The 13,100-nt window shown below is 36.0% G+C and carries 12 protein-coding genes; 6 read left to right on the plus strand and 6 right to left on the minus strand.

The annotated features are described in order from the left end of the window. Positions 1-56: 56 nt before the first annotated feature. Complete coding sequence (locus QUH73_RS01600; protein WP_289528719.1) at positions 57-608, plus strand: heme NO-binding domain-containing protein; 552 nt, start codon at positions 57-59, stop codon at positions 606-608. On the opposite strand, the gene QUH73_RS01605 is transcribed toward QUH73_RS01600, so the two are convergent. From QUH73_RS01605 to ligA, 6 genes are all read right to left on the minus strand, one after another. Beyond that, positions 600-2,021, minus strand: coding sequence for a COG3014 family protein (locus QUH73_RS01605; protein ID WP_289528720.1), 1,422 nt, complete (start codon positions 2,019-2,021; stop codon positions 600-602). The genes QUH73_RS01600 and QUH73_RS01605 overlap by 9 nt on opposite strands. A gap of 58 nt (positions 2,022-2,079) precedes the next feature. Then, positions 2,080-2,664 carry a penicillin-binding protein activator LpoB gene (locus tag QUH73_RS01610; RefSeq protein ID WP_101309201.1) on the minus strand — a complete coding sequence of 195 codons (585 nt, stop codon included), beginning with the start codon at positions 2,662-2,664 and terminating at the stop codon, positions 2,080-2,082. An 85-nt stretch (positions 2,665-2,749) separates the two neighbouring features. Further along, entirely contained in the window at positions 2,750-3,634 is an 885-nt protein-coding gene (gene dapA, locus QUH73_RS01615) for a 4-hydroxy-tetrahydrodipicolinate synthase (RefSeq protein WP_289528721.1), read from the minus strand. A gap of 5 nt (positions 3,635-3,639) precedes the next feature. Next, positions 3,640-4,179, minus strand: a complete 540-nt coding sequence (locus QUH73_RS01620) for a DUF6913 domain-containing protein (RefSeq protein ID WP_289528722.1) — start codon at positions 4,177-4,179, stop codon at positions 3,640-3,642. A 109-nt stretch (positions 4,180-4,288) separates the two neighbouring features. Beyond that, positions 4,289-4,876, minus strand: a complete 588-nt coding sequence (locus tag QUH73_RS01625; RefSeq protein WP_289528723.1) for an exonuclease domain-containing protein — start codon at positions 4,874-4,876, stop codon at positions 4,289-4,291. 91 nt (positions 4,877-4,967) lie between these two features. Beyond that, positions 4,968-6,983, minus strand: coding sequence for an NAD-dependent DNA ligase LigA (gene ligA / locus QUH73_RS01630; protein WP_289528724.1), 2,016 nt, complete (start codon positions 6,981-6,983; stop codon positions 4,968-4,970). 414 nt (positions 6,984-7,397) lie between these two features. On the opposite strand from ligA, the gene QUH73_RS01635 reads away from it, so the two are divergent. The 5 genes from QUH73_RS01635 (at position 7,398) to QUH73_RS01655 (ending at position 13,047) form a co-directional block, all read left to right on the plus strand. Next, a complete protein-coding gene (locus tag QUH73_RS01635; RefSeq protein WP_289528725.1) occupies positions 7,398-7,742 on the plus strand; it encodes a LiaF transmembrane domain-containing protein in 345 nt (114 codons plus the stop codon). A gap of 24 nt (positions 7,743-7,766) precedes the next feature. Then, positions 7,767-8,480 (plus strand): LiaF transmembrane domain-containing protein, encoded by a 714-nt coding sequence (locus QUH73_RS01640; RefSeq protein ID WP_289528726.1) that lies wholly within the window; start codon positions 7,767-7,769, stop codon positions 8,478-8,480. A gap of 5 nt (positions 8,481-8,485) precedes the next feature. After that, on the plus strand, positions 8,486-9,535 hold the full coding sequence (locus QUH73_RS01645; RefSeq protein WP_289528727.1) for a sensor histidine kinase: 1,050 nt from the start codon (positions 8,486-8,488) through the stop codon (positions 9,533-9,535). A gap of 3 nt (positions 9,536-9,538) precedes the next feature. After that, positions 9,539-10,291 (plus strand): LytR/AlgR family response regulator transcription factor, encoded by a 753-nt coding sequence (locus tag QUH73_RS01650; protein WP_289528728.1) that lies wholly within the window; start codon positions 9,539-9,541, stop codon positions 10,289-10,291. A gap of 365 nt (positions 10,292-10,656) precedes the next feature. Further along, positions 10,657-13,047 carry a TonB-dependent receptor domain-containing protein gene (locus tag QUH73_RS01655; RefSeq protein ID WP_289528729.1) on the plus strand — a complete coding sequence of 797 codons (2,391 nt, stop codon included), beginning with the start codon at positions 10,657-10,659 and terminating at the stop codon, positions 13,045-13,047. The last annotated feature ends 53 nt before the right edge of the window (positions 13,048-13,100 follow it).

Genomic DNA, 13,100 nt, shown 5'->3' on the forward strand with positions numbered 1-13,100 from the left:
TATATTTTTACTGATGCAATTAATTTGCTTTGGTGGATAGTAAAAGCGGAGGAACGATGAAGGGAATATTTTTCACAGAGTTTTTGGAGATGGTAGAGAAGGAGTATGGTTTAATCTTAACCGAAAAAATCATTTCTGATTTGGGAATAGGAAATAACGGTGTTTACGAAGCAACAGCCGATTATCCATACGGTCAATTTGCTGAGTTATGTAATTTGCTTAGTTTCGAAGTGAGAAGTTCTGTTCCCGATGTAGCAAAAAATTTTGGAGAATATCTTTTCTCCCGATTGGTAATTTTGTTTCGCCCCAACTTTGCAGGCAATAGCAGTATATTTGATTTCTTAGATCAGATAGATGAGTTCATTCACAATAAAATTCAGGAACGCTTTACTCCGGTTGAAATCCCACGTTTTAGAGCAGTGAAAATTAATGATTCCACCTTTCAGATGAGTTATCAGACTGAAAAATTACTGATTGATTTAGCCATTGGATTATTTATGGGCTGTCAAAGGTTTTTTAATGAAGAATTGACTTTAAATACTGAATTTATTTCAGAGAAAAGCAAATTGGTCTGTTTTACCCTTTCAAAAAATCAGGTGCTAGTTTGATTCCATATTGTGAAACGTAAAGTATTTCGTTTTTCCAGCCTTCACTTCAAGATCTAATTGCTGATCTTTGCTGTCTCCGTTTGGAGAATTTACTCTAAGAGTCACGGTATGCTTTCCCTCTTTCAATCGAATTCGGGTGTAGTGAATAGAGTTGGGCAGGGTTTGCCAATTTCTGGTGTCGGCTTTTTCTGTAACAGCATTAAAAATGCTGATAATAGCACCTAAATTTTCATCTTTACTTCTTGTATAACTTTCAATAGCTTGCTTGGTGGCAAGTCTTAGTAAAGAATTTGCCATTTCGCGTACCATTCGGTCTTTTAGTGTTTTAAAAGCAATGGCGTTGATATCTTCTCCTTTATCCAAAGGATAACTAAGCGAATCATTTATAATGATGTCGGCATTTGTATAGTAGGGAACCCGTTCCTGATATTTTGGAAAAGCAACGCGTACAAAATCCAGATCGCTAAAAGAATTTTGAGTCCGGCTATCCATATTGCCTACAAAAAAGGGCAAAGTAACATTTTCTTCATTGTTCACCATGGTCAGGTAGCCATCTCGACCATTAACAGCACTAAAATTGATGCTCCATTCTGCTTTTACCGGCCCAAGCCCCGATAGCCAGATGATTATTACATCCCCTTCAGTCTTGTCGGCTTTTTGGAAATCGAATCCAAATTTATTTTTGAAAAATTCGTAATCTTCCATCAAACCAGTTTTATAGGCAGTTCGAAGAAGATCTTCTTTCAATTGTCGTGGCGCAGGTGTATTAAAGTTTTTTAGATAATTGTCCTCATAAATTTTGAGAGCATTCCGATAAGCAATAAAGGCATTGTTTGAATCTCCCGACGAATCGTAAATTAACCCCATTAGTGTGTGGGCAAAGGCATCATCGCTGTATCTGTTCTGATAATTCTTTGGATATTTATCGTTCAGGGCATACAATTTTTCATTTACTCTTCGGCATTCAACCAAAGCAGCTTCCGTATCGCCCATTTCCAAATAGCTTAACGCCTTATAAAAATTTAGCATTACATTCTCAAAATCCTCTGGAACATAGGGTCTGGCCATTGGGTTGGTGAGCATTGCCAATGCTTCCGAACCAATATTTTTACGTTGATCTTCAATGAAAAGATCCGCCTCGTTAAAATACATAGTCGCCGAAACATAATCTTGCTGCATCCACGATAAAGTTCCCTTATTCAGTAAAAACAAGGCTTTGTTTTTGTTTCGATTGCTCTTTTTATCTTTATCCAGTACTTTTTCGGCACTCGCTATGTCACCCTGCAAAAAGTAGTTGTTAAAAGCTTCATTTTGCATGTAATAGGTAGCACAACCAGATAATAGTAGAAGAACACCAAATAAAAAAACAGGGAGTATCTTACCCGATATACGTAAGGATAATTTTTGCTTCATCGAAAAAGGAATAAAGAAATTCAGGAAGCCAACCAATGACTTCCTGTAGAGTACCAATTTATTTGTTCACGTACTTTTTAATTTTTTTATCACCCATCCAAACCAGTTCGCTGGTTTCAAGATTAGTTAGCTCCAGATTTAACTGATAGTAACGAACATTTTCTTTTTTATAACTGTCTATAATCGAATTGATGTCGCCTTGTAAGATGAAGTCAGCACCCAATTCCTGTCCCCATTTTTTTAGGGTTGCCTTGGAGGCAAAATCTTGCTGGTCTGCACGTTCCTGACGAAGATCTTCACGTTTGGCACCTGCTTGCACCAAGCGAACCCGACTGTCATTTAAAATGGCTTTTTCGATGTCTTTAATGTAAGTATCCGAATCGATGTGTTCTGAACTTTTATTGGTGATTAAGCCAACAATAACAACAGGTTTACGATTAAATTCCTGTTGATAATCTTCAATCCAGTTTTGATTAAGCAATTGATCAATTAAAGCCTCGGCAGTCAATTTTGAATCGGTATCGTTCCATCGACCACTTAAATCAATTTGCTGATCAGGAGATACCCGGGTAACTTGTCTCGAGCAGGAAACACCAGCTAATACAGCCAGTGCGAAAACAAATAGGCGAAATGAATACTTCATAATATTTTCATTTTTTGTTTAAATAATATTCTAATTTTTTGAAATGAATTATTCTCAGGTAATTACAATTTTTATGCCAATATGATTATAAACCTTCTACTATTTTTGATAACTTTTGGTAATGCAATTTGCTAATTGGAGTGAGTGGCAAACGCAAACAGTTTTCACAGAGTTTTTTCATGCTTAGAATTGCTTTAATTCCGGCAGGATTGCCTTCTGTAAAAAGGTTTTGGATGACTCCAAACATCTTATAATGAATCTGAAGAGCTTCCTTGTTTTTTCCATCTAATGCTAATCTTACCATCTGGCTCCACTCCTTTGGAAAAGCATTTCCCAGTACAGAAATAACACCACTGCCTCCTAATGAAATAAGAGGAAAGGTCATGGCATCATCGCCTGATATCACCAAAAAGTCTTTTGGTTTGTTTTTAAGAATGCTCATAAGTTGCTCCATATTACCGGAAGCCTCTTTTACACCAATTATATTTTCAATTTCCGAAGCCAGTTTTACGCAGGTTTCAGCACTTATGTTTACACTCGATCTGCCAGGCACATTATAAAGAATTACCGGAACCGGACTGGCATTTGCAATGGCCTGGTAATGCAGAAACAAGCCTTCCTGACTGGGTTTGTTGTAGTAAGGAGCAACTGATAGAATGGCATCAATCTCATCAAATTCTGAGAACTCCTGAATTTGCTGAATAACAGCCTGAGTATTGTTTCCTCCAAAGCCAACTACCAAAGGAACGCGCTTTGCATTCACTTCAATAATGTGATTGATAACGGAAATTTTTTCATCACACGAAAGTGTTGATACTTCACCTGTAGTTCCCAGAACCACTAAATAATCGATACCATTTTCAATCTGAAAATTAACGATGTTGCTAAGAGCATTAAAATCGACACTTTCATTCTCTTTAAATGGAGTAATAAGAGCTATGCCTGTTCCTGAAAATTTGTTACTATTCATTCTTATTACTTTTTAATCTGTGAAAGATATTTTAAGCTTTCGCTGATTAGGTTTTCCATTGAATTGTTTTTACCCTGATCAATCATTAAATCCAAATGCTCACAGTTATCGACCAAAGCCCCGACTTTACAAGCTGCCAACGAGACTTGTGTAATGTATTTTATCGAAAGATGCTCCGATTTTGTAAGAACAAAGAGTAAATCGAACTTAGTATTGGTGAATTCGATTAATTCAGGAATGATTGGTTCTCCGCTCCATTTCACATCTTTATTGGTATAAAAAACTATTTTTTGAGCCACACCAAAATCAGGCAATATGTCAGCATCAATCCATCCTGCGCTTTGTACTTTATAGCCTTTTTGGCTTAAATCTTCTGTAAACTTTTTCACTACAGAGTGATTCTTTTCCTGAAGAGTATCAAACAGTATGCCTATACTTTTAGAACTTTCTAAATTGTGAAACTCCTTTTTGCGCGGATTTTTCTTTAGTTTGCTTTTGATTTTTAATTCGGCAAGCTGATTTTTGATATTTTGAAAAAAACTCATTTTATATTTGATAGTTAAGTTGAAGGCTGGTAATTATGGGTTAAACAGGCAATTATTATTTGAAACCACAAGTTATGAAAAAAATCATTTTGCAAATCATAAATTAAGCTTATTTAATTTTTTTTGGAGCCTTGTAACCATTGGGATTCAGTTTTCCGGGGGCAATTCGTAGCTCATGAGCCAAATGGGTAAGACTGTTCATATTCATTACTTCGCATGCTTTTATTGCAATTTTAGCACAAGCCAAAGTGTCTTCCAACGCATCGTGATGTCTAAGCGGAATATCGAAAAGGTGAGCTATTGTATTTAGTTTATGGTTTGGCATATTGGGCCAAATGTTACGACAGATTTGTACGGTGCACAGGTAATCAAATTCTGGAAAACGAATGTTGTAAGTTTCTAAACAAGCCCTAAGCACCGACACATCAAAACTAGCGTTGTGAGCGATCACCATTTTCCCGTGCAGATAATCCTCTACCTCTTCCCAAATGTAATTGAAGCTGGGTTTGTTCATAACATCTTCTTCCGTAATTCCATGAATACTAACATTCATCGGATGAAAATACATTTCAGGTGGCGATATCAGCCAATCTTTACTTTCAACAATTAGTCCATTTTCAACGCGAACCAAACCAAGCGAACAAGCAGAATTGCGCTGTCCGTTTGCTGTTTCGAAATCTATTGCGGTAAAATTCATTTTTTTAGATAAAAGGGAAATGAAATAAGATTTAATTTTGTGCTAACTGCTAACTGCTAACTGCTAACTGCTAACTGCTAACTGCTAACTGCTAACTGATCAGTCCAATCATCTCTAAAAATTCATCTTCTGTTTTTATTCCGATGCCTAATTTTTCTACTTTTTCAAATTTGCTTGGTCCCACTTTTTCCCCCGCCAAAAGAAAGCTTGTTTTCTTCGATATGGAACTCACATTTTTTCCTCCGTGCAGTTCAATCATTTCCTTTAATTCATCGCGGGAATATTTTGAAAAGCTTCCGGATATAACAATGGATAATCCTTCAAGGGTATTGCTCGCATTCTCATTTTCTACAATTTCAGTCTCCAATTGCAAGCCAAATTCTTTTAATTGGGCAATTAAATTTTGATGATATTTATTGGAGAAATATTCTACAATACTCTCGGCAATTTTTCCTCCAATTTCGTCTACCTGAATCAATTCTTCAAGTGTTGATTCGGCTAATCTGTCGATAGATGGAATCGCTTTGGCCAATTTTTTTGCTACTGTAATTCCAACATACCGAATTCCCAAAGCATACAAAACCCTTTCGTAAGGAACCTGTTTCGAATTTTCAATACTTGTCAATATTCTTTCTGCAGATTTATCGCCCATGCGCTCTAAAGGAATAATATTCTCTTTAGTCAACCGGTACAAACCTGCAACATCACTAATTAGTTTCTTTTGAAAAAGCAGGTCGATGGTTTCTTCACCCAATCCGTCCAAATCCATGGCTCTACGGCTGATGAAATGTTCAATTTTTCCCTTAATTTGGGGCGGACAGCCCATATCATTCGGGCAATAATGATTCGCTTCGCCTTCTTTACGAACCAAAGGAGTGCCACATTCAGGGCATTCTTCAATGTATTGAATTGCTTGTGCTTTCGCAGATCTTTCAGACAGTTCTACGCCAACAATTTTTGGGATAATTTCGCCGCCTTTTTCCACATAAACAGTATCGTTTTCGTGAAGATCTAAATTTTGAATGATATCTGCATTGTGCAGTGATGCTCTTTTTACCGTTGTACCCGCCAATTGCACCGCCGTTAAATTGGCTACCGGAGTAATCGATCCGGTTCTGCCAACCTGATAAGTTACCTTTTCAAGTTTGGTTGATACCCGTTCCGCTTTGTATTTATAGGAAATGGCCCAGCGGGGCGATTTGGCAGTAAAACCAAGTTCTTCCTGCATATCCAGAGAATTCACTTTTATTACAATTCCATCAACCGGAACCGGCAATGAGTTGCGTTTTTCGTCCCATTCCTTAATGAATACAATTACTTCGTCGATATTTTTACAAAGCACTGTGTTGTCCGGAATTTTAAAACCCCAATCCTTGGCGGCTAATAAATTGTCGTAATGATATCGGTTTGGGATTTCCTTGCCCAACAAATAATATAGGTAGCAATCTAGTTTTCGTTTCGCAACCACCGATGAATTTTGCATTTTAAGAGTACCCGAAGCTGCATTTCTAGGATTCGCAAACGGAGCTTCTCCAATTTCCTCACGTTCCTCATTCAATCCCTTGAAAACAGCAAAAGGCATTAATATTTCGCCTCGTATTTCAAATTCTTCAGGATATCCTTCTCCGCTTAGCTGCAAGGGCACCGATCGAATGGTTTTCACATTAGCCGTAACATCATCTCCCTTTACGCCATCGCCACGGGTTACAGCCTGAACTAGTTTCCCTTTTTGGTAGGTTAAAGAAATTGATGTGCCGTCGTATTTCATTTCGCATACGTATTCAACATCACCATCAATCAACTTTTTAATTCGGTTTTCGAAATCGCGGATTTCTTCCTCCGAATAGGTGTTTCCCAGCGAAAGCATCGGGTATTTATGCTCAACCTGATTAAATTCCAGATTGATATCGCTGCCAACTCGCTGGGTTGGCGAATTTGGGTCGTTAAACTCAGGATATTGTTTTTCCAAAGCCATTAGCTCATTCAAGAGCATATCAAAGTCGTAATCGCTGATGCTTGGTTGGGATAAAACGTAGTAATTGTGATTGTATGTATGTAATTGTTCGCGCAATTTGGCAATTCGAACTTGTGCTTCTGCCTGATTCATAATTGTAAAGGTCTATCGTTGTGTAAATAGATGAGCTGTATTTTCTATAGCAAGCCCTGAATGGTAAAAATAGTAAAGCTTTCGCTGATTTCGCAATTGATTTCAATGATTTTTGAGATCGGAAACTGTAATTAGTGAACTGCTTGGGTAAGAGTTTTAAAGTACAGCCATGTGGAAAGCATTTTTAGGTTTTAAGCGCTGGTATCGAGGAATCTTTAAGTTTGAATAACAGATGTTTCGGGATCGCTCGACATAACGCTCCCAAGTGAAACTTTACTTGTCGAACATCATTTTCATTTCACACCATTTACCGATTCTTGAGCGCATTTAACCGATTTCGAGAAGTGAAAGCTATTATATTGCACTACTTTAGTTGCAGAAATAAAGGATACACTAATCTTAAACAACAAGATCATGGATGAAAATAAAAAAAATAAAAGTCTGTTTGTTGGGCTTGGGCTAATTATAGTTGGCATCGTAATTATTTTGGAACGGCTCAATTATCAGTCTGATTTTATCGAAACTTATCTGTATCGATGGGAATCCGTTTTGATTTTAATTGGCGTACTGCAGATTTTGGTTCGCCGAAGAATTTTTGGCGGTCTGATATCCATAGCTGTCGGAGGATATTTTCTTATGGATGATTTGTATTTTCTACCACAAAATTGGGAGATATGGTTCTTTCCCGTACTACTTATTTTAGGAGGCATTGCGTTTATTTTTGCCCCTGACTCCCCATATTGTTGTAAAAATAAATAAATTCATATCGTAAAATATATCATTATGAGATCACAGCATAAATCAAACCCAAACAACCGTGCAATATTTGGTATTTTCTTAATCCTTTTTGGATGCTTATTGGTTCTTAAAAATCTCGATTTTATTCCTTATGAATTAAGACATGTAATCTTCTCATGGCCGGCATTATTGTTTGGCTTAGGAGTGCTTTTCTTTTTTGGCAAAGATGAAAAAACAACAGGAGTTATTTTAATGGCTGTGGGAGGGGTGTTTCTATTTCCTATTATATTCGGTTGGAGCTTTAACTGGCGTGGATTATTTTGGCCTGTAATGCTAATTGTTATTGGAGTTGTGGTTATTCGCAAACGCAATGTATGTGATTTTGACAAACGATCAGAAGTAGGATCAGATTTCGATTATATCGATGAGTTAAATATATTTGGTGGTGGTGAAAAAGTAATCAGCAACAAAAATCTTAGAGGAGGAAAAATCACCTGTATTTTTGGAGGAACAGAATTAAATCTCACCAATGCTGATCTGGCAGAAGGAACAAATGTATTAGATGTATTTGCGGTGTTTGGAGGCTGTGTTTTAATTATTCCATCCGATTGGGATGTAAAAGTTGAAGTATCTGCTATTTTGGGAGGAGTTGTTGATAAAAGAACAACTATACCTAATTATATTGTAGAGCCTAAAAAAGAGCTTGTCATTAAAGGATCGGTTGCATTTGGCGGATGCGAAATCAAATCACATAAATAATTTCAATGCAACATCCTCTTCTAAAAAATCGGTTTGCCATTCCAATTTATATGGTATCGTGGGCGTTTTTTGCAACGCTGTTATTTATTATTGGATGGTATTTCGAGGGAAGGACTTTTTATGATTCGGCTGTAAATGCTTTCAGCTTTTCATTTCCATTATTGATATTAGGTGCATGTATTTGGTTTATTGTTATATATACCAGCATCGAAAGTCTGGGGCTTTTCCATTTTTTTTTGCATCACTTAACTGCAGGTTTAATCGTGGTGGGGATCTGGATATCGTCTGCATACCAATTACGAACCATATGGTTTGGTGCCACCAGTGAAGGTTTTGATTACCTTATTCCTGTGCATTGGCAGATTTTTATGGCCTTTGGGATGTACGATTATATTGTAATTGTTTACTATTTGGTAATTTATTATCGTAGTTTTCAAGATAAATTGGTTCACGAGTCTGAATTAAAAGAGTTGGTGAAAGAAGCAGAACTAACAGTATTAAAATCTCAAATTAATCCGCATTTTCTATTCAACAGTTTAAATTCGGTAAGCTCTCTAACTTTATCAAAGCCGGAATTATCCAGAGAAATGCTTGTGAAATTATCAACTTACCTACGATATTCGCTTGCCCAGAATTTAAAAGAATTAAATAATTTGAGTAACGAATTGAGTAATATTCGTTTGTACATGGAAATTGAGAAAGTTCGTTTTGGTGATCGCCTGCAGCTTCATTTTGATCTTTCACCCGATTGCGGGAAGCTGAAAATTCCCAATTTAATTTTACAGCCATTATACGAAAATGCGATTAAATTTGGAGTGCATGAAAGTCTTGATCCGGTTTGTGTACTAACTAAGTGTCGTTTTGAGAATGATATTTTAAAAATTAATATTAGTAATAATTTCGATCCAGATTCGGTTCCTGCAAAGGGTAATGGTATTGGATTACGTAACATACAGGAACGTCTGCATTTAATTTACGGCCGTGCTGATTTAATGCGGGTTGTTAATGGAGAAGATCAATTTACTGTTTATCTGGAATTTCCGCAAAGTATATAAGATATGGAAGTAATTAAAGCAATAATTATTGATGATGAATCATTAGCCAGAGATCTGGTTCGGTCATATTTGGAAGTTGATCAGGATATTGAAATTTTAGGGGAATATTCCGACGGATTTCAAGGTTTAAAAGCAATTAATGAATTGGAGCCGGATTTGGTGTTTCTAGATGTTCAGATGCCCAAACTGACAGGTTTTGAGATGTTGGAGCTACTTGATAAACCTTGTAATATTGTGTTTACAACAGCTTATAACGAATATGCAATTAAAGCATTCGAACACAATGCAATTGATTATTTATTGAAACCATTTTCCAATGAACGGTTCCAGGATGCTGTGCGCAAGGTGAAGGAACGCATCTCAAATTCGGTGACGAGTGGAGATCAGATTGAGAAAATAAAAAATCATAACGATTCCTCGGATGAGTTATTGATCCGGGTGGTGGTGAAATCAAGAAATAAAATTGATGTAATCGCAATTGATAAAATTAAATATTTTGAAGCGCAGGACGATTATGTGATGATTTATACCAATGAGGGCAGGTATCTGAAGCAAAAGACAATGAAATATTTTGAAAGCCATTTAAATCCGAATGAGTTTTGCCGGATACATCGTACTTATTTGGTGAAGATCGATCAGATAGCTCAATTGCAACCTTACGAGAAGGATCATTGGATTGTAATTTTAAAAACCGGGGAAAGTTTAAACGTCAGTCGAAATGGATTTAAGCAATTGAAACTGCAATTGGAAATTTAATCATTGACCAGTTTTTATAGGATAAACATCATTCTCTCACGAATTGATGTTTTTTTTATGTCAAAAGCAAGATGTTTTGATCTTACTTCTGGTTTGAAAAACAATTATAAAAAAAGTTAGTTGTTTTTTAGTACTTCTTTTGTTAAGTGTGTTTTATACTAAATTGTGCTAAGTTTTGTTACTTTAGTAGAATGAGCAGTGTTAGTAATGTTTTTGGTGTGAGTAGATGTAAACTGATGACAAACTGATTGTTTCTGTTTGTGAATTGGCAAGAAAGTTTTTTGATTTTTAATTGATCTGCAACATAAATTTTCTACTTTTGTGAAACTAATTACCATGTACACTAACTAATTTACACACTACTAATGAATTTAAAACTTAATTGCAGAAATGGATTATTGCCGATCCTTCTGTTTTTTTTAAGCCCCGCGGAGCATTCATATGCTCAGGATTCTACAAAAGCTATAACAAATTCATGTTTAAATGGTATTGTTGTTGAGAATGAACATCAAAAGCCTCTTGAGTATGCTACCGTATCAATTTATTCTTTACCAGATTCTTTATTGGTTAAGGGAACTATCACAAATAGAAAAGGGGAGTTTGAACTAGATGGTTTAGCGAGTTTAAGTTATTATTACAAAGTTGAATATCTTGGATTTGAGAGTTATAGCAGTAAGCCAATTCTTTTAAAAGAAAATGAAAAGTTATTATTGCCTAATGCGCTTGCTTTACATGCCGGTGTCCGAACGATTACAGAAGTGGAAGTAACCGGAAATCGTGACTTTGCACGAATCGAATTGGACAAAACTGTTTACAATGTGTCAAAATCACCAGTTTCTGATGGAGGAACGATTAATGAAGTCTTAACCACAATTCCTAAATTAAACGTTACTGCCAGTGGCGAAATTCAATTGCATGGAAGCTCTGATGTAAAAATATTGATTGATGGGAAACTGAGTGGTTTACTGGGAATGAGCCCGGGAGATGTATTGAGTAATATGCCTGCAGCAGATGTTGACCGTGTTGAAGTAATTACGAGTCCTTCCGCAAAATATGATGCTTCAGGTTCTGCTGGGATTGTGAATATAATTATGAAGAAGGATAGAGCCAAAGGGTTTAATGGGAATGCTTCCGCCACCATTGGTACTATCAACAAACATTCTGGTCGGACCGCACTTAATTTACGAACCGGAAAGATCAATTTGTCAGGATCATACAGCTATCGAAACGATTGGTCTGGCAGAGATTATGAATTATCACGATTTACCGAAATAGGCAATGATGTTGAGATATTGAATAGTCGTGCTGATGTCGATTTAGGTGATAGAAGTCACATTGGACAATTGGGCATGGATTATTTAATAAATGACAAGAACACCGTGAGTTTTTCTGTTACCAACCGTAATGTGAAACAAAATCGGAATGGAATCTATAACTATTCCCGGAATTTAATTACCAATAGTACTTTTTCAAATGAAACATCCCGTGAAAGTGCTGTTGATATCGATTTGAATTCCTGGGTGTACAATGCCTCTTATATTTGTAAGTTTGCTAGAAAAGGGCAGGAATTTTCTTTTGATGCTGCCTATACAAATAATAATGCAGAAAATTACGGAAATTATACTGATGAAGTAGAAGGGAATACCAGTGACTTCTTCAATTCGGACCGGGAGGAAGCAATTGTTCAATTGGATTACAAACAGCCAATAGGTGAAGTGGGTTCGATAGAAACAGGATATCTGTACCGAACTAATGAGATAAAGTACAATGAACCAATAGATTTATCTACTGCATTTAATTATAAGGAGAGTATTCATGGTTTGTATTTTCAGTTTAGTGGAGAGAAAGGAAATTTTGGATATCAGTTTGGTTTGCGGTCTGAGTATTCGGATATTGAGACGAATAAAGCTTATAATGACGATTATGTGGACTTTTTCCCTAGCGTACATTTTTCCTATAAATTATCAGACAATAAGCAGGTATTACTGACTTATTCTAAAATGGTTTATCGTCCTGATTCCAGAATGTTGAATCCATTTCAAAATCTTCAAGATCCGGAAAATCAGCGCTTGGGAACTCAGGATTTGGGAGCTTATTATACACATATGCCGGAGTTAACTTTTGTTTACAAAAGAGATAAGATAACCTATACCACAAATTTGTATTATCAGTATAAGGATAATATTATAAGTCAATATCGTTCTGTTAATGAAAGCAATGTGGCGATTGTGACTTATGAGAATGTAGGAAATCTACAATATGCAGGTGTTGATTTTAATATGTCTACAAAATTTAACAAATGGTGGAGTGTTAATTCTTATTTATCTGGAATTTATCAGAAGTATACTCCTTCAAAAGATTTAGATTACCAGGAGAATGATGATTTTGGCTTTTTTGGAAAACTAACTTCAACCATGCGAATACCTAAATGGTTTAATTTTCAAACAACTCTGCGTTACGACTCTGATATGCCGGTTGTTCAAGGAAATTACGATCAATCCTTTCAGGTGGATTTCGCTTTTGGGAAGAGAATAATGAAAGGTAAAGCAAGTTTGTCTTTATGGATTTACGATGTTTTAAATAGCAGCAAGTATAATGTAAATACTTCAGGAGATCGTTTTACTCAGCGAATGAAGTACAATTTTGAAAATAGGGTGGCAAATTTGACCTTCCGATATTATTTTGGTAAAAAGTACAATGTGTTAAAAACCCAAAAAAGAGGAAGTGGAGTCCAGCACTCAGAGAAAGATATCTAAAAAATAATTAGTGCATGAAAAAAACTCATTCTGTTGAATGAGTTTTTTTTATT

This window comes from Labilibaculum sp. K2S (genome assembly GCF_030372765.1).
GTDB lineage: Bacteria > Bacteroidota > Bacteroidia > Bacteroidales > Marinifilaceae > Labilibaculum.

Bases quoted from the DNA above. Each gene is read 5' to 3' on its own strand.
- QUH73_RS01600 (WP_289528719.1), top strand. From the start codon at position 57: ATGAAGGGAATATTTTTCACAGAGTTTTTGGAGATGGTAGAGAAGGAG.
- QUH73_RS01605 (WP_289528720.1), bottom strand. From the start codon at position 2,021: ATGAAGCAAAAATTATCCTTACGTATATCGGGTAAGATACTCCCTGTT.
- QUH73_RS01610 (WP_101309201.1), bottom strand. From the start codon at position 2,664: ATGAAGTATTCATTTCGCCTATTTGTTTTCGCACTGGCTGTATTAGCT.
- dapA (WP_289528721.1), bottom strand. From the start codon at position 3,634: ATGAATAGTAACAAATTTTCAGGAACAGGCATAGCTCTTATTACTCCA.
- QUH73_RS01620 (WP_289528722.1), bottom strand. From the start codon at position 4,179: ATGAGTTTTTTTCAAAATATCAAAAATCAGCTTGCCGAATTAAAAATC.
- QUH73_RS01625 (WP_289528723.1), bottom strand. From the start codon at position 4,876: ATGAATTTTACCGCAATAGATTTCGAAACAGCAAACGGACAGCGCAAT.
- ligA (WP_289528724.1), bottom strand. From the start codon at position 6,983: ATGAATCAGGCAGAAGCACAAGTTCGAATTGCCAAATTGCGCGAACAA.
- QUH73_RS01635 (WP_289528725.1), top strand. From the start codon at position 7,398: ATGGATGAAAATAAAAAAAATAAAAGTCTGTTTGTTGGGCTTGGGCTA.
- QUH73_RS01640 (WP_289528726.1), top strand. From the start codon at position 7,767: ATGAGATCACAGCATAAATCAAACCCAAACAACCGTGCAATATTTGGT.
- QUH73_RS01645 (WP_289528727.1), top strand. From the start codon at position 8,486: ATGCAACATCCTCTTCTAAAAAATCGGTTTGCCATTCCAATTTATATG.
- QUH73_RS01650 (WP_289528728.1), top strand. From the start codon at position 9,539: ATGGAAGTAATTAAAGCAATAATTATTGATGATGAATCATTAGCCAGA.
- QUH73_RS01655 (WP_289528729.1), top strand. From the start codon at position 10,657: ATGAATTTAAAACTTAATTGCAGAAATGGATTATTGCCGATCCTTCTG.